At 65.2% G+C, this 21467-nt stretch carries 23 protein-coding genes; 5 read left to right on the plus strand and 18 right to left on the minus strand.

Features of this window, described 5'->3' with window-relative positions; translation table 11 throughout:
* Window positions 1-159 precede the first annotated feature (159 nt).
* The 5 genes from XH92_RS25305 to XH92_RS25325 form a co-directional block, all read right to left on the minus strand.
* Window positions 160-321 carry a hypothetical protein gene (locus XH92_RS25305; RefSeq protein ID WP_194454529.1) on the minus strand — a complete coding sequence of 54 codons (162 nt, stop codon included), beginning with the start codon at window positions 319-321 and terminating at the stop codon, window positions 160-162.
* 16 nt (window positions 322-337) lie between these two features.
* Window positions 338-760, minus strand: a complete 423-nt coding sequence (locus tag XH92_RS25310; RefSeq protein WP_210345474.1) for a chorismate mutase — start codon at window positions 758-760, stop codon at window positions 338-340.
* A 116-nt stretch (window positions 761-876) separates the two neighbouring features.
* Complete coding sequence (locus XH92_RS25315) at window positions 877-1770, minus strand: dihydrodipicolinate synthase family protein (RefSeq protein WP_194454530.1); 894 nt, start codon at window positions 1768-1770, stop codon at window positions 877-879.
* Between the two features lie 196 nt (window positions 1771-1966).
* Window positions 1967-2473 (minus strand): cupin domain-containing protein, encoded by a 507-nt coding sequence (locus XH92_RS25320; RefSeq protein ID WP_194454531.1) that lies wholly within the window; start codon window positions 2471-2473, stop codon window positions 1967-1969.
* Window positions 2474-2510: 37 nt separating this feature from the next.
* Window positions 2511-2981, minus strand: coding sequence for a carboxymuconolactone decarboxylase family protein (locus tag XH92_RS25325; RefSeq protein ID WP_194454532.1), 471 nt, complete (start codon window positions 2979-2981; stop codon window positions 2511-2513).
* 83 nt (window positions 2982-3064) lie between these two features.
* On the opposite strand from XH92_RS25325, the gene XH92_RS25330 reads away from it, so the two are divergent.
* Together XH92_RS25330 and XH92_RS25335 are read left to right on the plus strand one after the other, a co-directional pair.
* Window positions 3065-3631, plus strand: coding sequence for a MarR family winged helix-turn-helix transcriptional regulator (locus tag XH92_RS25330; protein WP_194454533.1), 567 nt, complete (start codon window positions 3065-3067; stop codon window positions 3629-3631).
* 111 nt (window positions 3632-3742) lie between these two features.
* A complete protein-coding gene (locus tag XH92_RS25335) occupies window positions 3743-4978 on the plus strand; it encodes a lytic murein transglycosylase (protein ID WP_194454534.1) in 1236 nt (411 codons plus the stop codon).
* A gap of 101 nt (window positions 4979-5079) precedes the next feature.
* Here the strand turns inward: XH92_RS25335 and XH92_RS25340 are convergent, their stop codons facing one another.
* From XH92_RS25340 to XH92_RS25370, 7 genes are all read right to left on the minus strand, one after another.
* Entirely contained in the window at window positions 5080-5895 is an 816-nt protein-coding gene (locus tag XH92_RS25340) for an SDR family NAD(P)-dependent oxidoreductase (protein ID WP_194454535.1), read from the minus strand.
* Window positions 5896-5913: 18 nt separating this feature from the next.
* Window positions 5914-7755, minus strand: coding sequence for a single-stranded-DNA-specific exonuclease RecJ (recJ, locus tag XH92_RS25345; RefSeq protein ID WP_194454536.1), 1842 nt, complete (start codon window positions 7753-7755; stop codon window positions 5914-5916).
* A 55-nt stretch (window positions 7756-7810) separates the two neighbouring features.
* Window positions 7811-8530, minus strand: coding sequence for a haloacid dehalogenase type II (locus XH92_RS25350; RefSeq protein WP_194454537.1), 720 nt, complete (start codon window positions 8528-8530; stop codon window positions 7811-7813).
* 133 nt (window positions 8531-8663) lie between these two features.
* Window positions 8664-9662: a class II fructose-bisphosphatase gene (gene glpX, locus XH92_RS25355; protein WP_194454538.1), complete on the minus strand. Its 999-nt coding sequence runs from the start codon at window positions 9660-9662 to the stop codon at window positions 8664-8666.
* 79 nt (window positions 9663-9741) lie between these two features.
* Window positions 9742-11061, minus strand: a complete 1320-nt coding sequence (locus tag XH92_RS25360) for a homoserine dehydrogenase (protein WP_194454539.1) — start codon at window positions 11059-11061, stop codon at window positions 9742-9744.
* A 22-nt stretch (window positions 11062-11083) separates the two neighbouring features.
* The gene (locus XH92_RS25365) at window positions 11084-12304 is read right to left on the minus strand and encodes an LL-diaminopimelate aminotransferase (protein WP_194454540.1); all 1221 of its coding nucleotides are present in this window, start codon (window positions 12302-12304) and stop codon (window positions 11084-11086) included.
* Window positions 12305-12519: 215 nt separating this feature from the next.
* A complete protein-coding gene (locus XH92_RS25370) occupies window positions 12520-12813 on the minus strand; it encodes a hypothetical protein (RefSeq protein WP_194454541.1) in 294 nt (97 codons plus the stop codon).
* A 293-nt stretch (window positions 12814-13106) separates the two neighbouring features.
* Here XH92_RS25370 and XH92_RS25375 point away from each other — a divergent pair, with 293 nt between their 5' ends.
* Both XH92_RS25375 and XH92_RS25380 read left to right on the plus strand, forming a co-directional pair.
* Window positions 13107-14915 (plus strand): alpha/beta hydrolase, encoded by a 1809-nt coding sequence (locus XH92_RS25375; RefSeq protein ID WP_194454542.1) that lies wholly within the window; start codon window positions 13107-13109, stop codon window positions 14913-14915.
* Between the two features lie 91 nt (window positions 14916-15006).
* Window positions 15007-15405, plus strand: coding sequence for an MAPEG family protein (locus XH92_RS25380; protein WP_194454543.1), 399 nt, complete (start codon window positions 15007-15009; stop codon window positions 15403-15405).
* A 31-nt stretch (window positions 15406-15436) separates the two neighbouring features.
* Here XH92_RS25380 and XH92_RS25385 read toward each other — a convergent pair whose 3' ends face one another.
* From XH92_RS25385 to XH92_RS25410, 6 genes are all read right to left on the minus strand, one after another.
* A complete protein-coding gene (locus XH92_RS25385) occupies window positions 15437-16030 on the minus strand; it encodes a bifunctional 2-polyprenyl-6-hydroxyphenol methylase/3-demethylubiquinol 3-O-methyltransferase UbiG (protein ID WP_194454544.1) in 594 nt (197 codons plus the stop codon).
* 12 nt (window positions 16031-16042) lie between these two features.
* Window positions 16043-17023 (minus strand): N-acetyl-gamma-glutamyl-phosphate reductase, encoded by a 981-nt coding sequence (gene argC, locus XH92_RS25390; RefSeq protein ID WP_194454545.1) that lies wholly within the window; start codon window positions 17021-17023, stop codon window positions 16043-16045.
* Window positions 17024-17144: 121 nt separating this feature from the next.
* On the minus strand, window positions 17145-18191 hold the full coding sequence (argC, locus tag XH92_RS25395) for an N-acetyl-gamma-glutamyl-phosphate reductase (RefSeq protein ID WP_194454546.1): 1047 nt from the start codon (window positions 18189-18191) through the stop codon (window positions 17145-17147).
* Window positions 18191-18862: an FMN-binding negative transcriptional regulator gene (locus XH92_RS25400; RefSeq protein WP_194454547.1), complete on the minus strand. Its 672-nt coding sequence runs from the start codon at window positions 18860-18862 to the stop codon at window positions 18191-18193. The genes argC (XH92_RS25395) and XH92_RS25400 overlap by 1 nt, the downstream gene beginning before the upstream one ends.
* 264 nt (window positions 18863-19126) lie before the next feature.
* Complete coding sequence (locus XH92_RS25405) at window positions 19127-20116, minus strand: MBL fold metallo-hydrolase (protein ID WP_194454548.1); 990 nt, start codon at window positions 20114-20116, stop codon at window positions 19127-19129.
* Between the two features lie 149 nt (window positions 20117-20265).
* Window positions 20266-20796 carry a DedA family protein gene (locus XH92_RS25410; protein WP_050420265.1) on the minus strand — a complete coding sequence of 177 codons (531 nt, stop codon included), beginning with the start codon at window positions 20794-20796 and terminating at the stop codon, window positions 20266-20268.
* Window positions 20797-20983: 187 nt separating this feature from the next.
* On the opposite strand from XH92_RS25410, the gene XH92_RS25415 reads away from it, so the two are divergent.
* Window positions 20984-21352 (plus strand): hypothetical protein, encoded by a 369-nt coding sequence (locus XH92_RS25415; protein WP_194454549.1) that lies wholly within the window; start codon window positions 20984-20986, stop codon window positions 21350-21352.
* Window positions 21353-21467: the final 115 nt, after the last annotated feature.

Consider the following 21467-nt stretch of genomic DNA (forward strand, 5'->3'; position numbering starts at 1 on the left):
CAAGAGACCTGGAGTTGATTGCGCTGCGCGAAATACGCAGCTGTCCCGGCGGAGAGCACGTATGCCACGTGGAAGTCGTCTCAGCGAATGGAGACTGGAGCCTTCATGCATCGGTGCGGGACGGCGGAGATATCAACCGGATCCAGCACGCGACGAGCGTCACGGCGACCCGCCTGAAGAGCCGGTATCAACTGCGAAGCGATTGGTGAATAACACCACATTATGCAGCGAGACGTCGGCAACCGCGGGGATCGATGCGGCCATAAAGCCGATCAGCGCGAACGTCGCACCCGTGAGCACGCGCCGGACGGGGGCCCGCATGGTGAGCCGCGTCCGCCTATTTCTTCCACGGGGCATCGCCGCGTGCCGCGGCGTCCGCGAAGATGCCCTGCTCGTAGTCGATGAAAGCGTGCACCATCGCGCGATAGGCGGCTTCCGCGACCTTCGGCGACAGCCCGTCCGCTTCCGCAAGCGCCATCGCCTTCTTTACCACCGCCTCGGCGCGCTCGGGCGCCTCGACCTGCGCGGGGTTGGCCTTGAAGCGCGCGGCTTCATGGACGTAGCGGCCGCGCTCGGCCATCAGGCGCACGATCTCGCGGTCGAGCCGGTCGATGTTGCTGCGTACCTCGCCAAGCGTTTTGCAGCAGGCGCCGTTGTCGACGGTGGGACTGCCCCACAACGCCGGCGCGTTGGTCGCGGGCTCCTCCGCCCACGCCACGGCAGGGATCAGAAGCATCAACAGAGCTACCGGCAATCGCATCGAACGTCTCCCAGTCAACGAGCACGATGGCCGATTGTTATGCCGATTTTGCACGCGCGTGGAAGCCGCGATGGCGCTGCAGCGACCGCGAATTCCGTTGCGAACCGCGGCGATGATCAACCGATGTCCATTCCGGCCAACACCTCGCTGACCTTCTTCTGGGCGTCCGCCGGCAACGGCAGGATCGGACGCGGAGGCTCGGCCGCACAGATCCCCCTGAGATTGGCGATCGCGTAGGCGACCCGCACGCTCGAGAATGTCTTGAACAGCTGCCAGACCGGTTGCAGACGCGCATCAAGCTGCCGCGCCCTGGCGGCGTCTCCATTTGCCACGGCACGGACGATGTCGAGGCAGACCTTGGGGAAAACTCCGGCGAGAACGCTGTACCAGGTCTCGCCGCCCGCCAGCAGAGCTTCGGTGCAATTCCAGTCGGCGCTGTAGCCCAACGAGAAGCCGTTCGGCACCACAGCCCGTAATTCAGCGATATGGCCCGGCACCGCGGCAGCGTCCAGCGCGGGACTCTTCACCGCCACGATTCCCGCAACGTGACTCAATCGGCCGACCAGGTCAGGCGTGAATCGAAAATGCGTCGTGCCCGGATTGTCGTAGATGCAGATCGGCAATCCGCTTTCACGCGCCACTGTCTGAAAGTGCTCAAACACCTCGTCATCGGTCAGCGGCGTATAGGACACCGGCGCCAGCAGGCCTGCCACCGCGCCGGCATCACGCGCATCCTGCGCCAGCTTCACCGCATCATCGGTGCGCAGCGCGCCGACGCCGACCAGGAGCGGCGTCTTGCCATCTGCCAGGCCGGCAGCCACCTGCACCGCACGCCGCCGTTCATCGCGGCTGAAATACGGATATGAGCCGGTGCTTCCGAGCAGCCCGATCGAATTCACCTTCGCCGCAATCAAGGGCTCCAGCAATGCGCGAAGCGCTCCCGCATCGACCTGCCCATCTCGGTTCGAGGGCGTGATCGGAAAGGCGGAAAGCCCCTTGAGATTGATCATCGGTTGCTCCTGTCTGGTGACCCGCCGCGCAAACGGCGAGATCGCATTGCGGCCGTCGCCGCCGCGCCATCAATCACCGCGCCCTACTCTGCCTGCAAGGTCCAGTTTGCTGCGGACTTCACAGCAAACTGGTCCAGTGCGCGGCATCGCTTGCAGCCCGCGGAATTGGGCCGGCTTCGATCGGAATTGCCGGTGGCTATTCCAGCATCGTGGTCAGCTGCGCGCCCTCGTCCGCGACGAACACCGCGATCAGTTCCGCCGGCTCCGTGGTGCTCGCATTGGCCGAGACCACATGGGTCGATCCCGGCGGCTCGAAGAAGGACTGGCCGACCTTGAAGGTCTCGACCGGCCCGCCGCCGAGCTGAGAACGGATCTCGCCCTTGGTGATGTAGGCCGTCACCGAGCCGGAATGGCGGTGCGGCGGCGTGAAGCCGCCGGGACCATAGAACACGCGCACGACGGTGACGCGCTTGCCCGGCACGTTGGGCAGCGCGTGCGAGGTAATGACCTCGACCTTGTCGAGCGGCGATGCCGCGTTGGCACTGGCGCAGAGCGGCGCGATCACCGCCGAGATCGCATCCATCGGGGTCGGCAAGGCCTTGCCGATCACGAAGGCTGAGGCCAGCCCCGCAATCACGGCCAGCGAAACCGCACGCGGCGGCCGCGCGAATGAAACAGATGCTGTCATCGCCATCGAGGTCATCGGTTGTTCTCCCCTGTCGATTGCCGTTCGATCCGTCTCACGAAGCCGCCGGCTGCCGGCGCGGCGGCGGCGTCCAGCGATAGGCGGCGCCGAACCGGTTCCAGACATTGATCGAAGCGATCGCCGAGGTCAGGTAGGTCAACTCCTTCTCTGAGAATTCAGCCGCGACCTCGGCATAGACCTCGTCGCTGACGCCGTTCGGCAAGGTCGTCAGCGCCTCGGTCCAGGCCAGCGCCGCGCGCTCGCGCGCCGAGAATTGCGGCGCCTCGCGCCACACCACGACGAGGTTGAGCTTGTCGACGGGCACGCCAAGGCTCTCGCCTTGCAGGATGTGATACTGCACGCAGAAGGCGCAGCCATTGATCTGCGAGGCGCGCAGCTTGACCAGTTCGAGCAGCTGCTTGTCGAGGCCGGCCTTCGCCGCGAACTGGCCGAGGTCGCGCACGACGGCGAAGACATCGGGGGCGAGCTTCTCGAAGTCGATGTATTCCTTGCGGGCATGTGACATTGGCTCGGCCTCGTGTTATCAGTGTGCTGACATGTTATCAGAGCTCTGATATAGAGCAAGATGCAGATATTCGCGAAGGCAACATGGCGGGAATGCAGAAACGAGGGAAATCCGGCGCCGCCGCGCGGCGGCCGGCGGGGAAAGCGGCGGCGGGCAAGGTCGCGACCGGGGCGGCCGCGGACGCCCTGCCCGCCTCCGTCATCCCGCCGCCGGGCGAGGGCAAGCGCGGCGAACAGGGCTATCTCGCCTATCTGCTGCGCCAGGCGCATGCCGCCTCACGGCTGTCGATGGAGCGCGAACTCGAACATCTCGGCGTCACCTCGCCGCAATTCGTGGTGCTAACGATGCTGAAAGCCTATCCGGGCCTTTCGGGCGCCGATCTCGCGCGGGTGGCATTGCTGACGCCGCAGACCGTCAGCGTGATCATCCGCAACCTCGAGCGCGACGGCGCGATCCGCAAGACGCCGCACCCGGTCCACGGCCGGATGCTGCAATGGACCCTGACCAGCCATGGAACCGCGCTGCTGGAGAAATGCCGCCATATCGCCCAGGCCCAGGAGCGGCGGCTCGCCGCCAGCCTGGACCCGAAGTCGGAACAGGTAGTCCGGCAATGGCTGTCAAAAATCGCCACAGATTTGCAGGATACCTAGAGCATGCCCCGGAAAAGTGGGAACCGGTTTTCCGAGAAGGGCATGCTCAAATAATGCTCCTGTGGCGGCGTGGCTTTTGGCTCACCCGATCGGCGCCGCTAGACTGGGCCGATGAAACAGCCTGATTCTTTGCAATCCCCTGCCCGCCGCACCGTCCTCAAAGCGGCGCTCGCGGCAGGCGTGACGCTCGGCACTCCGCTCGGCGCGCTGGCGGCCGCGCCTGCCGGCTTCGACCAATGGCGCGAGAATTTCCGCGCCCGTGCACTGGCAAAGGGCATTTCGGAGGCGACCTGGAATCGCTGCATGGGACGGGTCGAGCCCGACATGAGCGTGTTCAAGCAGATGCGCAACCAGCCAGAATTCCACGAGCAGATCTGGCAGTACATCAACCGCCGCGTCTCCGACTGGCGGGTCATCCACGGCCGCGAGGCGCTGAAGAAGAACGAGGCGCTGTTCGCCAGGATCGAGCGCGACTTCGGCGTCGAGCGCGGCACGCTGCTCGCGCTGTGGGGCGTTGAATCGGCCTATGGCGATCCGCTGGTGCAGCAGAACCACATGACGCCGGTGTTTCCCTCGCTTGCGGCGCTCGCCTGGAACGAGCCGCGCCGCAAGGCCTATTGGGAGACCGAGTTGATCAACGCGATGAAGATCGTGCAGCGTGGCTGGAGCACGCCGGAGGAGATGAACGGCTCCTGGGCCGGCGCGATGGGCCATTCGCAGTGGATGCCGGAAGTCTGGCTCAATGTCGGTTTCGACTATGACGGCGACGGCAAGGTCTCGCCGTTCGGCCGCCCCGACGACGCGCTGGGCTCGACCGCGAAGTACCTCGTCAATCGCGGCAAATGGCACCGCGGCGAGCATTGGGGCTACGAAGTCCGCGCGCCCGGTGGCGGCGCCAGCGGCAGCCGCACCTACGCGGCCTGGGCCAGCGCCGGCGTCGTCCGCGCCGACGGCCAGCCGTTTCCGCAGCCGAATGCGTCGGCGCAGCTCTGGATCCCGGTCGCGGGCGGTCCCGCTTTCCTGCTCGGCCCGAACTTCAATTCGGTGAAGAGCTACAATCCGTCGATGAACTACGCGCTGGCGATCTGCCATCTCGGCGACCGCTGTCTCGGCGGGCCGCCCTTCATCCAGCCGTTCCCGGGCTCGGAGCGCGCGCTGACGCTCGCCGAGGTGCAGGAGATGCAGACGCGGCTGACCAAGGCCGGCTTCGACACCGGCGGCACCGACGGCCGCGTCGGCAACGACACCATGCAGGCGATCAAGGATTTCCAGACCAGGACGGGCCTGTTGCCCGCCGATGGTTACGGCGGGCTCAAGGTGTTGGCGCGGCTGCGGCAAGGCGGCTAGCCGTCCACCGTTGTCATTGCGAGCGCAGCGAAGCAATCCAACTCTCCGCATATGCGGCACTGTGGATTGCTTCGTCGCTTCGCTCCTCGCAATGACGGAGACTATTTCGGAGGCTGCCGCACCACGCCGCCTGCGTTCATGCCGCCGTCGATCACGAGCTCGGTGCCGGTGACGTAGCGCGAAGCATCCGAGGCGAGATAGAGCACGCCTTGCGCGATCTCGAAGGCCTGGCCGGCGCGGCCGAGCGGCGTTGCGAACCTTGCCCGCTCCTCGGGATCGATCGGCGCGTTCTGGCCGGCGCCGGTCGCGCCGGTCGGGATCTTGCCCCAGATCGGCGTGTCGATGATGCCGGGATGCACCGAGTTGACGCGGATGCCGTCGTTCACCTGCGCGCATTCCATCGCGATCGACTTGGCGAACAGCCGCACCGCGCCCTTGGTCGCGCTGTAGCCGGAGAGCGTCGCCGCACCGCGCAGGCCCGCCAGCGACGACATCATGATGATCGAGCCGCCGCCAGTTTTACGCATCAGCGGCAGCGAATGCTTCACCGACAGGAACACGCCGTCGATATTGATCGCGGTCTGCCGGCGCCAGTCTGCGAGCGACATCTCGACAATCGACGGCGCGCCAATGCCGATGCCGGCGTTCGAGACCATGATGTCGAGGCGGCCGTAGCGCTTGCCGATCTCAGCTACGATTTCGATCCAGCGCTCCTCGCTGGTGACATCCTGCGGCAGGAAGACCACCTCGCGACCGGCCTTCTTGAGCCGCGCGGCGAGCTCGGGTCCCCGCAACTCGTCGATATCGGTCGCAACGACCGTCGCGCCTTCCTGCGCGAACAATTCGACGATCGCCTCGCCGATCCCCGACGCGCCGCCGGTCACCAACGCGACCTTGCCTTCAACCTGTCCTGCCATGTCCACTCCCGACGTTTCTTATCTGATCACCGCCGGGCCCTGATCCGGTGCCGCGACGTCGAGCACACGGAATTGCACACGTTCGGTGCCTTGCCAACGGTCGACTGCAAGAGAGCCCGCCACGTGCAATTGCTGGCCGCGATTTTGCGTCAAGGCGCTGCCGAGCTTCTGTCCGACCGAGCGGAATGCGATACCGTTGACGATGGAACCGTCGCCGGACTTGAAGCGCAGCCGCAAATGCGCCTGCCCGACCTCGTCGGCATAGACCAGCTGGTGTGACGGCAGCGCGATCACCGGCTCGGGATTGGCGGCACCGAACGGACCTGCGCGATTGAGCGTCGCGGCGAATTCCGGCGTCACCGCGCGCGCGGTGACGGCGCCGTCGATGAACAGCTCGTTCTCGTGCCGTGAGTTAGCGACGTCATCAGCCAATGCGCTTTCCATGTAGGCGCGGAATTCGGCGAGCTTTTCCTTGCGCAGCGTGACGCCGGCCGCCATCGCGTGCCCGCCGCCCTTCATCAACAGGCCGTCGTGCACCGCCTGCCGCACGGCCTTGCCGATATCGACGCCGCCGATCGAGCGGCCCGATCCGGTGCCGATGCCGCCGGGCTCGAGCGCGATCGCAAAGGACGGCCGCGCGAACTTCTCCTTCAGCCGCGCGGCGACGAGCCCGACCACGCCGGGGTGCCAGCCTTCCGCCGCGGTGACGATGACAGCGCCCTTGTCCTCGAGCCCGAGCGCGGCCAGCGCCTCGGCTTCGGCCTGCGCCTCGGCCGCCTGCTCGATCACCCGCCGCTCGGCATTGAGGCGATCAAGCTCGGCCGCGATCCGCGCGGCCTCCGAGACGTCGCCTTCGAGCAGCAGCCGCACGCCGAGATCGGCGCGCCCGATGCGGCCGCCGGCATTGATGCGCGGCCCCAGCATGAAGCCGAGATGCCAGGCCTCCGGCGGCCCATTGAGCCGCGACACATCCATCAGCGCGGTGTGGCCGACATGATCGCGGCGGCGCATCGCGATCAGGCCCTTTGCAACGAAGGCCCGGTTGAGCCCGATCAGCGGCGCGACGTCGGCGACGGTGCCGAGCGCTACGTGATGCAGCACGCTGAGCAGATCGGGCTCCGGCATCTCGCGGGTCCAGTAGCCGCGCTGGCGCAGCTCGCGGTTCACCGCGACCAGCGTCACCAGCACGAGGCCGACCGCCGCGAGATGGCCGAGCCCCGAGAGATCGTCGGGCCGGTTCGGATTGACCAGCGCGTCGACCTCGGGCAACTCGTCGCCGGTCTGGTGATGATCGATCACCACGACCGACATCCCGAGCTTCCTGGCTTCCGCCAGTGGCTCGATGCTGGTGGTGCCGCAATCGACCGTGACCAGCAAGGTCGCGCCCTTGGCCGCCAGCGCGCGAACGGCGTCGACGTTCGGTCCATAGCCTTCGAAGATGCGGTCGGGAATGTGGATCAAGGGATCCAGCCCGCAATGGCGCAGGTGCCAGGTCAGCAATGCCGCCGAGGTCGCGCCGTCGACGTCATAGTCGCCGAAGATCGCGACCTTCTCGCCACGTACTGCCGCATCGGCGATACGCTTGGCGGCGTGTTCCATCTCGGTGACGGTGTGCGGGTCGGGCATCAGCTTGCGGATCGTCGGATCGAGGAAGTCGGCGACTTCGTCGATCGCGACGTCGCGCCCCGCCAGTACGCGCGCCAGCATTTCCGGGAGATTGTGCCGCTGCACGATCGCGAGCGCCCGCGCCGCCCCGCGCGCATCCAGCCGGTCGCGCCAGAGCTTTCCGGTCAGCGACCGCGTCACGCCAAGGAACGCCTGTGGCGCCTCAACGGGCAGTGCGGATGCGTGGAGCGTCATGATTCCCTTCCAATCATGCGGGAATCGTAGCGCCTCAGTGAATCCCAAGCCAGTTCTAGCAGCCCATCCGGCTGGCGATTTCCCCGAAATCCTTGGCCACGATGTCCCAGCTACCCGTGGCCTCGAAATCGACTTTCTGCAATGGACCGTATTCGGTCGGCCGCGCCACGAACGCCGTCTTCAGGCCGTGCTTCTGCGCGTTCTTCAGATCGTAATTGTGGGCGGCGACCATCATCACCTGCTCAGGCGGCAGGCAGAGCAGTTTTGCCGCGCCGAGATAGGTTTCCGGATCGGGCTTGTAGTGCTCGAACAGCTCGGCCGACATCACGAGGTCCCAGGGCAGGCCTGCGAACTTCGCCATGTTGGTCAGCAGCGCGACGTTGCCGTTCGACAGCGGCGAGATGATGTATTTGCTCTTCAGCCGGGTCAGGCCGGCGACGCTGTCCGGCCACGCATGCAGGCGGTGCCATCCCAGCGTGAGGTGCTGCAGGTCAGGCTCGGTCAGCCCCTTGATGTCGAACTGCGCGACCAGCGTCTCCAGCGAGCGGCGATGCAGCACGTCGAGGATGACGTAGCCGTTCTGCGGATTCTTGCGCACCTCGTCCATCGAGGCCGCGTAGACCGCGCGCCAACCATCGACCAGCGCCGTCCAGTCGGCCTTGATGCCGCGCTTCTCTCCCCATGTCGTGAAGTCGTTGATCAGGCTGGTGCGCCAGTCGACCACTGTGCCGAACACGTCGAACACCAGTGCCTTGACGCCGGAAAGATCGGACATGCTCGTCTCCCTTGTTGTTTTTGTTGTCGTCATTCCGGGGCGCGCGTGAGCGCGAACCCGGAATCTCGAGATTCCACAATGCGCATTGCGCATTGGGGTTTGTCCTTCGGACGCCCCGGATTGGCTGGGCAGATCAATCCAGGTGGAATTTCTCCAGCTGGCGGTGCTCGGCCTTGATGTAGCGCACGGTGCCGGTGACCGAGCGCATCACGACCGTCTCGGTCTCGATCACGTCCTTCTTGAACTTCACGCCCGTCAGCAGCGAGCCGGTGGTGACGCCGGTGGCGGCGAACAGGCAGTCGCCCTTGGCCATGTCCTCGATGCCGTAGATCATCTTCGGATCGGTGACGCCCATCTTGTGCGCGCGCGCGCGTTTCTCTTCGGTGTCGAGGATCAGACGGCACTGCATCTGACCGCCGATGCAGCGCAGCGCGACCGCCGCCAGCACACCCTCGGGCGCGCCGCCGGTGCCGATGTACATGTCGACGCCGGTCTCGTCGGGCTTGGCGCAGTGAATGACGCCGGCGACGTCGCCGTCGGTGATCAGCTGCACGGCAGCGCCGGTCGAGCGCACGCTGTTGATGATGTCGGCATGGCGCGGACGGTCGAGCACCAGCACGTTGATGGCGGTGGGATCAACACCCTTCGCCTTGGCGAGCCGGCGGACGTTGTCGGCCGGCGGCGCGTCGAGCTCGATCACGTTCTTGGCGTAGCCCGGGCCGATCGCGATCTTCTGCATGTAGACGTCGGGCGCGTGCAGCAGCGTGCCGCCGTCGGCCATTGCCATGGTGGCGATCGAGCCCGGCATGTTCTTGGCGCACAGCGTGGTGCCTTCGAGCGGGTCGACCGCGATGTCGACCTTCGGGCCGGCGTTGAGGCCAACCTTCTCGCCGATGAACAGCATCGGCGCCTCGTCGCGCTCGCCCTCGCCGATCACGACCGTGCCTTCGATCGGCAGCTTGTTGAGCTCGCGCCGCATCGCGTCGACCGCAGCCTTGTCGGCGGCCTTCTCCTGGCCGTGGCCGCGCAGCCGCGCGGCCGACACCGCCGCGCGCTCCGTCACGCGCACGATTTCGAGCGTCAGGATGCGCTCGAGCAGCATCTGCGGCGGAACGGAAATATGGGTCGACATCGGCGTACTCCTTAAGCCTCGGGGACAGGCCAGCCTGCCCGCATCAATCGTCTCACGCTCGACCCGTTCAGGCCATGCGCTAGTTTTTCTCGATCCGGATCACCTGCGGCCGGCCGCTGATGACCTTATCGCGCTGCACTGCGGCCAGCGCACGATGCACGGCATCCTCGCTGGTCGCATAGGTAATCAGAATGACCGGGACCGGTGAAGGTTTTTTGGCCGCACCGTTCACATCGACGCCATCGGGGTGCCGTTGCACGATGGATTCCAGAGATATCTTCTGTTCCGCCAGCCTCGTGGCGATTGTTGCGGCAGTGCCTGCAAGATCGCGCGCCATCAGGCGGATATAGTAGCCACCCTCATGGCGTTCCATCGGCGCCTTGGAGGTGTCGCGCAACCGCTCCACCGGGCGCCCGAACGGCTTGGCACGGATGCCGCGGGCGACATCGGCGATGTCGGCGACCACGGCGGAGGCGGTCGCGCCGCCGCCGGCGCCCGGACCCACCAGCGTGATCGGCGGAATCCCCTCGCCGTCGATCGCGACCGCATTGGTCACGCCCATCACCTGCGCGATCGAGGATGATTTCGGCACCATGGTCGGGTGCACGCGCTGCTCAATGCCCTTTGCCGTGCGCACGGCAACCCCGAGCAGCTTGACGCGGTAGCCGAGTTCCGATGCCGCCTTGAGGTCTTCCGGCGTGATCGAGGAGATGCCTTCGACATAGACCGCGCTTTCCGCGACCTTGGTTCCGAAGGCGAGGCTCGCCAGGATCGCAAGCTTCTGCGCGGTGTCGTGACCATCGACGTCGAATGACGGGTTGGCTTCGGCATAGCCGAGACGCTGGGCGTCCTTCAGGCATTCCTCGAATGACAGGCCCTCCTGCTCCATCCGGGTCAGGATGTAGTTGCAGGTGCCGTTGAGGATGCCGTAGACGCGGTTGACGGTGGTGCCGGCGAGGCCCTCGCGCAGCGTCTTGATGACCGGGATCGCCGCACCGACCGCCGCCTCGAAGTTCAGCGCGCCGCCGTGCTTCTCGGCGGCTGCGGCAAGTCGCAGGCCGTGCTTGGCGATCAGCGCCTTGTTGGCGGTCACGACCGACTTGCCGGCCTTCAGCGCGGTCTCGATCGCAGTGAGCGCGGGATCGCCGGCGCCGCCCATCAGTTCGACGAAGCAGTCGATATTAGGATCTTCGGCGAGCGCCTCGGGGCTTTTCGCCCAGGCGACGCCGCGCAGGTCGAGGCCGCGCTTCTTGGCTTTCGAGCGCGCCGTGACGGCGACGACGCGAACCGGCCGGCCGCTGCGCTCGGCCAGCGTCCGTCCTTGCGTTTCGATGAGGCGGACGACATCGGCACCGACGGTGCCGAGCCCCGCTATGCCCACGTTCAGGGGTGCAACCATGAGATAAAGCAACCTGGAAGGATTAGCGTCGGTTGGCGAGAGGAACGACGTTGTGCAACGTTTCGATGCCGCTTTCAAGGAAGCGGCGCACGCCGCGCGCGGCCTGCCGGATGCGCTGCTCGTTCTCCACCATCGCGATGCGGACATAGCCCTCGCCATGCTCGCCGAACGCCACGCCTGGCGACACCACGACGCCGGATTTCTCCACCATCAGCGTCGCGAACTGCATGCTGCCGACCGCCTCGAACGCCTTGGGCAGCGGCGCCCAGGCGAACATCGAGGCCTGCGGCGGCGGAATGTCCCAGCCGGCGCGGCCAAATGACTCGACCAGCGCGTCGCGGCGCTTGCGGTAGGTGTCGCGCATCTCGCGGATGCAGTCGTCCGGACCGTTCAGCGCGGCGGTCGCCGCCACCTGCACCGGCGTGAAGGCGCCGTAATCGAGATAGGATTTGACCCGCGCTAGTGCCGCGATGATGCGCTCATTGCCGACCGCAAAGCCCATGCGCCAGCCGGCCATCGAGAACGTCTTCGACATCGAGGTGAATTCGACGGTGACGTCGAGCGCACCGGGCACCTGCAGCACCGACGGCGGCGGCTTGTCCTCGTCGAAATAGACTTCGGCGTAGGCCAGATCGGACAGGATGAAGATGTCGTGCTTCTTCGCGAACGCGACCAGATCCTTGTAGAAATCGAGGTCCGCGACATAGGCGGTCGGGTTCGACGGATAGCAGACGATCAGCGCGATCGGCTTCGGGATCGAGTGGATGATGGCCCGCTCGACCGCCTCGAAGAATTGCGGCGTCGGCTCCGAGGGCACCGAGCGGATCACCCCGCCCGCCATCAGGAAGCCGAACGCATGGATCGGATAGCTCGGATTCGGGCACAGCACGACGTCGCCGGGCGCGGTGATCGCCTGCGCGACGTTGGCGAATCCTTCCTTCGAGCCGAGCGTCGCAACGACCTGGGTATCGGGGTTCAGCTTGACCCCGAAGCGGCGCCCATAATAGGCGGCCTGGGCCTTGCGCAGGCCGTTGATGCCTCGGGAGGCCGAGTAGCGGTCGGTCCGCGGCTTGCCCAGCGTCTCCTTGAGCTTCTCGATCACATGCGGCGGGGTCGGCAGGTCCGGATTGCCCATCCCCATGTCGATGATGTCGGCCCCGGCATTGCGCGCGGCCGCCTTGGCCTGGTTGACCTTTTCAAAGACGTAAGGCGGCAGACGACGAATGCGGTAAAAATCTTCCATGGGACCCTTGCTCCGACAACCGCGATGCCAGAATCGACCCCCTTGGTTGAGATGCGGAAGCCGGCTCGGCCTCTTACAGAAATCGCACTGAATCAATGACTTAGAGCGAATTCAGGCGCACGATCGGGGGGCTGCGGCCGGATCTGCGGTTGAATTGGGTTTCTTTTAGCACGGACGCCGGGCGGCGCCAGCGCTGATCGGCCTGTCCCGCGCGCTCACTTGCCGCTTTGGGCTGCGGCCGACGCCTGCGCCTGGGCTTGGGTCTGGCGTTCACGGGCGGCAATCAGCTCCTGCTCGATCTTGGCCTGGTCCGCGGGCTTGATGGTCGGATCGGCGCGGTCGGGCGGGAGATCGTGGACCGGGAGATAGCCGTTTGCATCCTTTTGCCGCGCCGGCGCATCGGCCGGCATGGCCATATCGGCGATCGTGCTCGAGCACCCGCTCAGCGCCAGCATCGACGCGAGCAGCGCTGCGGCTGCGAGCCCCCTGTTCATTCGATCGATCGGCATGCGCCGAATTGTCCCCAACAAGCTAGCGCGCACGTCGCACGTTGCCGACACGGGTCGCACTGGTACGAGCCTTGCAGCGTCCCCGCTGCAATTAATCCTGGCTTTAGTCGTTTCAAACCATTGTCGCCCGAAACGCTTAAAGCGTGAACAGCAAAAGCGACCCCTGAGGCTTCAATATGACGGAACAAAGATTTTTTGTCGCACCGCAACAGAGCGAAACGGCGAATTTTGCCTGATTCTCGTTGCCGCACCGCGCGATGACGCCCTCCAAACGACGCGATATTGTCCTTCCGATGAGCAACGTCAGTACCGACACCCAAGCCACCCCGAAATTCAACGCCGAAGCCTTCGCCATGAATATCGCGCGGGCGATGGAGAGCAGCGGCCAGGCGCTGGCCGCCTATCTGAAGCCGCGCCAGACCGGGGAAGTCCGCGACAAGCCGCCGAACGAGCTCGGTGAGGTCATCAAGACCTTCAGCGTGATCGCCGAATACTGGCTGGCCGACAAGGAACGCGCCTCCTCGCTGCAGATGCAGCTCGGCAAGGATTACCTCGACCTCTGGGGATCGGCCGTGCGCCGCATGGCCGGCGAAGCCGATGCCAAGCCCGCGATCGTGCCGGCCCCGCGCGACAAGCGCTTCCAGGATCCGGAGTGGAAGTCGAATCAGTTCTTCGACTTCATCCTCCAGCTCTATCTGCTGACCGCGAAATGGGCGCAGCAGCTGGTCCACGACGCCGACGGAATCGATCCGCACACCCGCAAGAAGGCCGAATTCTACGTCCAGCAGATCACCAACGCGCTTGCGCCGTCGAATTTCGTGCTGACCAATCCGGAAGTGCTGCGCGCCACGGTCGAGACCAATGGCGACAATCTGGTCCGCGGCATGAAGATGCTGGCCGAGGACATCGAGGCCGGCCACGGCTCCTTGCGGATCCGCCAGTCCGATTCGAGCAACCTCGAGGTCGGCGTCAACATGGCGACGACGCCGGGCAAGGTGATCTTCCAGAACGAGCTGATGCAGCTGATCCAGTATTCGCCGGCGACGGAGAACGTGCTGCGCACGCCGCTCCTGATCGTGCCGCCATGGATCAACAAGTTCTACATCCTCGATCTGCGCCCCGAGAAATCCTACGTCAAATGGTGCGTCGACCAGGGCATTACGGTGTTCGTGATCTCCTGGGTCAATCCGGACAAGGAGCTCGGCAAGAAGACCTGGGCCGACTACATGACCGAAGGCCCGCTCACGGCGATGGACGTGATCGAGAAAGTCACCGGCGAGTTGAAGGTGCACACCGCCGGCTACTGCGTCGGCGGCACCCTGCTCGCCTCGACGCTCGCCTATCTTGCCGAGAAGCGCCGCCAGCGCGTGACGTCGGCGACGTTCTTTGCCGCGCAGGTCGACTTCACCCACGCCGGCGACCTGCTGGTGTTCGTCGACGAGGACCAGATCTCGGCGCTGGAACGCGACATGCAGGAATCCGGCGTGCTCGAAGGCAGCAAGATGGCGATGGCCTTCAACATGCTGCGCTCCAACGACCTGATCTGGTCGTACGTCGTGAACAATTATCTGAAGGGCCAGCCGCCCTCCTCGTTCGACCTGCTGCACTGGAATTCGGACGCGACGCGGATGCCGTCGTCGAACCATTCCTACTATCTGCGCAACTGCTATCTGGAGAACCGGCTGTCGACCGGCACGATGGTGCTCGACAACACGCTGCTCGATCTGTCGAAGGTGAAGGTGCCGGTCTACAACCTCGCGGCACGCGAGGATCACATCGCGCCGGCGGAATCGGTGCTCTACGGCTCGCAGTTCTTCGGCGGCCCGGTGAAGTATGTGCTGTCCGGCTCCGGCCATATCGCCGGCGTGGTCAATCCGCCCGCCTCGAAGAAGTATCAGTACTGGACCAACGACAACATCAAGGACATCAAGCTCGCTGATTGGCTGAAGGGCGCCGAGGAGCACAAGGGATCGTGGTGGCCCGACTGGCGCGGTTGGCTGGAGAGCCATGATCCGGAGACGGTCCCGGCGCGCATCGTGGGCTCGAACGGAGCGTCGGTGCTCGAGGACGCTCCGGGCAGCTATGTCCGCGTCCGCGCGTAGCGCCAAGTCTTCGCGTAGCGCCAAGTCTCCCGCTCAGCTATAAGCAGATCGTCCCGACGGTCGGGAATCGAATTCACGTGAGGGGGAGACGATGACGCGCGAACTGTTCTGGCTGTCGCTGACGGTGATCCTGACCGGGCTGCTCTGGATCCCCTACATCATCAACCGCTGCCAGGTGCGCGGCCTCTCCGGCGCGATGGGCAATCCCTCGCGTGGCGACAAGCCGCACGCCGAATGGGCCAACCGGCTGATGTTCGCCCATGACAACGCGGTCGAGAATCTCGTGATCTTCGCGCCGCTGGTCCTGATCCTCAACGCAGCCGACTATTCCACCAAATGGACGGTGCTCGCCTGCGCCGTCTATTTCTGGGCCCGCGTCGCGCATCTGATCGTCTACACGCTCGGCCTGCCGGTGTTCCGCACCCTGGCCTTCACGGTCGGTTTCATCGCCCAGGCGGTGCTGGCGCTCGCGGTCTTCAAGATCGTCTGAGCGACAATTGGCGCCGGCCATCGTGCCGGCGCTATTCCTCGCGCTTCCGCACCACGATGTGCAGCATCGTCGCGGGCGCCTCGTCGAAGCTCTTGATCTCGCTGGTGTCGGACGAGACCTGCGTCCAGGCCCCCGACGCGGCGTAGGTCGCCGCCAGCCAGTCTGCCGCGGGATAATTGTAGTAGCGGCCGATGCTGTCGCGGCCGTCGCCATGGCCAACCTTGTAGCTCGCGTAGAAGATGCCGCCGGGCTTCAGCGCACGATGGATACGGCCGAGAATGCCGGCCAATTCGATGCGCGGCACGTGCAGCAGGCAGGCGCTGGCCCAGACACCGTCATAGGCCGCACGATCCTCGAGTTCATCGAACAGCATCGCCTCGACGGGATGGTTGATGCGGCGCGCGGCGACGTCAGCCATCTCGGGTGAACCGTCGGTGGCGCGCAGCACGAAGCCTTGAGCGAGCATAACGGCGGCATGATTGCCGGCGCCGCAGCCGAGTTCGAGGATCGCGCCGCCCGGCGGCAGCAGTTTGAGAAAACCGATCAGCCGGGTGGACGGTGCTTTCGCCCACCCGGCATAGGCCTCGGCATTGCGCCGGTAGAATTGCAGCGTGGCGTCGTCCACGATGCCCTGCCGTCAGCTGTCGGAAAGCCCGAGCATCAGCCGCATGTTCTGGACCGCGGCACCCGAGGCGCCCTTGCCCAGATTGTCGAGCCGGGCGACCAGCACCGCCTGGCGGTGCTTGTCGCTCGCGAACACATAGAGCTCGAGCTGGTTGGTCTCGTTGAGCGCTTCCGGCTCGATCTTGCCGCCCTTGCTGGCCTCGTTCTGCAGCGGCATCGCCGAGACATATTTGCTGCCGGCGTACCACTTCGCCAGCACGGCCTGCAAATCAGCGCCGGTCGGCTTGCCCGGCAGCGCGTCGAGCTGCAGCGGCACCGAGACCAGCATGCCCTGTCGGTAGTTGCCGACCGACGGGATGAAGAGCGGGCGCCGCGTGAGATGCGAGTAGAGCTGCATCTCCGGTACGTGCTTGTGCTCGAAGCCGAGCCCATAGAGATGGAATGCCGGCGCCGAGCCGTCCTCGAAGCTTGCGATCATCGACTTGCCGCCGCCCGAATAGCCGCTCACCGCGTTGATGGTGACGGGATAGTCGGCCGGGAGCAGGCCGCCGTCGACGAGCGGCCGCAGCAGCGCGATCGCGCCGGTCGGATAGCAGCCCGGATTGGAGACCTTCTTCGCGTTGCGGATCTTGTCGGCCTGGTCGGGCGCAAGCTCGGCGAAGCCATAGGCCCAGTCGGGCGCGACCCGATACGCCGTCGACGCATCAAGCACCTTCGGCGCCGAATTGCCCATCGTGTCGATCAGCGCGACGGTCTCCTTGGCGGCATCGTCCGGCAGGCAGAGGATCACGAGATCCACCTCCTCCATCAGCGCGCGCTTGGCGCCGGCGTCCTTCCGCTTGTCCTCGGCGATGTGCTTCACCGCGACGTCGCCGATGGAATGCAGCCGCTCCTGGATGCCGAGGCCGGTGGTGCCCGAGCCGCCATCGACGAACACGGTGGCCTTGGTCGCACCGCTCCTGGTTTTCGGCTGGTTGGTGTCGGTGACGGTCATGGCATGGTCCTTTCGAGCTCGTTCGTTTCGTTTAACACATCTGGCCGCGCCGGCGCCGCCAACGGGGACGGGCAGCTACCCTTAGATTGAGCGCACCCTCGCCCACGACAACAACCCCTGCTCATGGAAACAGCGCGATCTGCTCCAGCCCGGTGGTCTCGGGCAAGCCGAACATCAGGTTCATGTTCTGGATCGCCTGTCCGGCCGAACCCTTCACAAGATTATCGAGCGTCGAGAGCACGATGGCGCGGTTCTTGATCCGGTCGGCGACGACGCCGATCTGAACGTAATTCGAACCACGCACGTTCTGCGTCTGTGGCAGCACACCCTTCTTCGTCACATGTACGAACGGCTCCTTGGCGTAGGCCCTTTCCAGCTCGGCGCGCAAATCGTCCGGCGTCGCCCCGTTGAGCTTGACATAGGATGTGCAGAACTCACCCCGCGCCATCGGAATGAGATGCGGGGTGAAGTTCACCGTCACAGCCGAGCCAGCGGCCGCGCCGATCTCCTGCTCGATCTCCGCCGAGTGTCGATGGCTTCCGATCGCATAGGGCGACAACCCTTCGCCGGCCTCGCTGAACAGCGTGTTCTGCTTCAGTCCGCGTCCGGCGCCGGTGACGCCCGACTTTGCGTCGATGATGATGTCGTCGACGTCAATCAGCTTTGCCCTCGCCAGCGGAACAAGCGCCAGCAGCACCGCCGTCGGATAGCAGCCGGGACAGGCCACCAGCCGCGCGGCCATGACCTTCTCGCGGTAGAGTTCGGTCAGCCCATAGACGGCCTCGTCCTGCAATTCGAGCGCCCGGTGCTCATGGCCGTACCATTGCGCGTAGCTGTCCTTGTTGCGCAGCCGGAAATCCGCGGACATATCGAGGATCTTGATTCCGGGATTGGCTTTCAGCACCGCGGCGATGATCTCTTGCGTCGTCCCGTGCGGCAGTCCGCAGAACACGGCATCGAGCCGCGTCCAGTCGACCTTTTCCCATTCCACGAGTTTTGGCAGGTCGAGCATGAAGAAGTGAGGAAACACCTCGCTCATCGCCTTCCCGGCATGGGTGTTGGCGGTAAGTGCGGTGATTTCGGCGTTCGGGTGCCGCGCCAACAGGCGCACCGCGTCGGCGCCGGTGTAGCCGGACGCGCCCAAGATTCCGATTTTCTTCTTCGTCATTACTCGCTCCTCGGAAGCGCAGTCATCTCGGTCTGTGTCATCGCGAAAGCCTGCGGGCGCACCTCGCGCATCAAAGCCGCGATGTCCCGGGCACCAGCTTCGGCCTGCAATGCGAGCGTGTTGCCGACCGCCGCGAAATCGGTTTCAGACTTGTGCTGGTTCAGCTTGAAGCTGCCCTCCACCTCTTCCACCATCATCTCGAGACCCACGATGGCCTTCTTCATTGCTTCCAGCCGCGCGGCGGTCATCTTGCCCGACACCCACGGCTTTTTCGGCAGCAGCCGGTCCTCGAACTTGGCGCTCAGTGCGTCGATCTGAACGGCAAGCTCCTCATCCGACAACCTCCGCACCGGCCCGGTCAGATGCACCGCCTGATAGAGCCAGGTCGGCACCTGATCGGGTGACACGTACCAGTCCGGCGAAACATAGGCGTCGGCGCCGTTGACGGCCAGCAGCCAGGACGTGCCACCCGCCAGCTTTATCAGCGGATTGTGACGGGCGGCATGAAACAACGCCCGCGGCGTACCGTCAGCCGTATAGGTCAGATAGAACGGCAGCGCGGAAGCAATCGGCTTGGCACCGTCCCACGCACAGGCAAGACCGAAACCGCGCGCTTCCACGAACGCAAGGCTTGCGGCGCGGTCGGGCTTGAAAGGCGGTGGCGTATACATGGTCGAAAACTCCTGCATGACGAAGGAGCCGCCAGATCGAACCGCGTGTCTTTTTTCAGGAGAGCGCCGCGGGATCGGGTCCGGCGGCAGAGGCGATGGTCTAAACGCGAGCGACCGCCCATACCGCGAGAATGCGGCGGCGGCGGGCGATGATGATGGTCGCGGCGTTGATCATGGGCGCGGCTATAAGGCCGCGCCGGTTTTGCGTCAAGATGTTGCTTGTCATTCCGGGGCGATGCGAAGCATCGAACCCGGAATAACGGCTCACATGACCGGATTCCACGGCGCCGGCACGACGCGGTAGCCGCTGCCGTCCTTGACCACGTTGCCGAGGCCCGGGAACGGATAGTGGAAGCCCTGCACCTGGAGCCGCTCGGCAACCACCATGTCGTAGATGCGGCGGCGGGTCTTCTCCGCGACGTCGCCGTCCTGATCGAAGAACGCATGCCAGCCGGGATTGGCCGCGAACAGGTTCGGATTGTTGGTGACGTCCGACTGGATGAAGACCTTGTCCGAGCCCGACGCCAGCACGTAGGAGGTATGGCCCGGCGTGTGGCCGACGGTCTCGACCGAGGTCAGGCCCGGCGCGATCTCCTTGCCCCATTCGTAGGGCGTGACCTTCTTCTTCAGGCCCGCCTCGAAGATGTTGCGGTTGTTCTTGAACAGGCCCGCCATGCGCCCGGCCGGCGCCCGGCTCATCTCGCCGTCGTCCATCCAGAACTTCCATTCGGTCGCCGGCACCAGCACCTCGGCATTCGGGAAAGCCGGCGTGCCCTCGGCCGTCAGCAGGCCGTTCACGTGGTCGCCGTGAAAGTGCGAGATCACGACCATGTCGACATTCTTGGGATCGAAGCCGGCCGCGACGAAATTGTCGGCGAACAGACCATTGGCCCCCTTCGTGCTGGCCTTCGCCAGCGCACCATTGCCGGTGTCGATCACGACCAGCTTGCCGCCGGTGTTGAGCACCAGGGGCGCGAACCAGATCGACACCATGTCGCGCGGCATGAACGCCTTCTCCAGCGCAGCGTTCACCTCGTCGCGCTTCGCATTCGGGATGAACGAGTCTTCCAGCTTGAAGACGTTCTTGCCGTCGGACACCACGGTGACGAGGATGTCGCCGACCTTGTAGCGATAGAAGCTCGGCGCCTGCTTGTCGGCTGCGGGCGCTGCGGCGGCCACGGGAACGGCAGGCAATAACGGTGCGGCGGCGAGGCCGGCCGCGCCGGCGAGAGCGTGACGTCGTGTCAAATCCATCTGATGTCCTCCCAGTGAATGATGCGCCCGGCGGAGCCGCGTCTGCCGCAGTGAGCTTCGATCAGCTTTCTTACAGTCGCGCGACGACGGCCGCGCAAGCAATTGTTCTTCCGCCTAACCCCTGCACCGCAGCGATATTCCTGACGTCGTTACACCACCCGCCACATCCACTCGACGACCTGGCCGATGACGTCGCCGAACAACAGCAGCGCCGCCGACCAGACCAGGGCTGAAACGAAATTGGCGATCTGGAATTGCCAGTACGACATTTCGAAAATGCCGGCCGCAAGCGGCACCGAGGCACGCAGCGGACCGAAGAAGCGGCCGATGAAGATGCTGGGCACGCCCCAGGTCTTCACGAAGGCCTCGCCGCGCGGCAGGATTTCGGGATAACGCGACAGCGGCCACATCTGCGCGACCTGCTCCTTGTAGCGATAGCCGAACCAATAGGAGACCCAGTCGCCGAGCGCGGCGCCGATGCCGCCCGCGATCCAGATCGGCCAGAAGTTGATCCCGCTGACGCCGATCAGCGCGCCGATCGCAACCAGCGCGCCCCAGGCGGGCACCAGCAATGAAATGAAGGCGAGTGATTCAGCGAACGCCAGCAACATGACGATCGGAGCGGCCCAGGCCTGGTGGTGGCGCACGAATTCGGCCAGGGCCCGCGCAAAGTCTTCCATCTCGTCGAGTGCCTTCCGCTCCGTTGAACCTCGAATGAACCTTTCTAGCCGCATGCAGCCTAAGAACAGGTAAGCCAGCCCATTGCGTGACATCAAGTCACAAAGGCGGGGATCGATCGTGATTTCCGGTAAGGCCCTGCGGTCCAGGCTGGCTGGCATCTCCCTCATAAGAAAAAGGAATCACTTGATGATCGGGTCACTGATGATGTGCGTCGGCGTTCTCGTCTTGTTGTTCGGAATGCTCGCGGGCATCGCCATGGGTATCCAGCACGACTTCACGTTGGGGCCGGCGCACGCGCATCTCAATCTCGTCGGCGGCGTGCTGCTGTTCCTGTTCGGCCTGTACTACCGGCTGGTGCCGGCGGCGGGAACCATGCTGCTCGCCAGGATCCAGGGCTGGCTGCATATCGTCGGCGGCATCCTGTTTCCGGCCGGAGTGGCCGCCGTTCTGCTGAAGGGCCCCTCGTTCGAGGCGGCGCCGATCGTGGGGTCGCTGATGGTGGTCGCCGCCATGGCCCTGTTCACGGTCGTTGTATTCCGCACCTCGCGGGCGTAATCGCAAGGCGCCTATGTACACAGGCGACCGGGCCCTGACGGCGCGGCCGCCCCCATTTGGCAGCCCATCCGTGGCATAGTCAGAGCAACCGATTCGCTGCGCCATGACCGGCGCA

The organism is Bradyrhizobium sp. CCBAU 53421 (assembly GCF_015291625.1).
Lineage (GTDB): Bacteria > Pseudomonadota > Alphaproteobacteria > Rhizobiales > Xanthobacteraceae > Bradyrhizobium.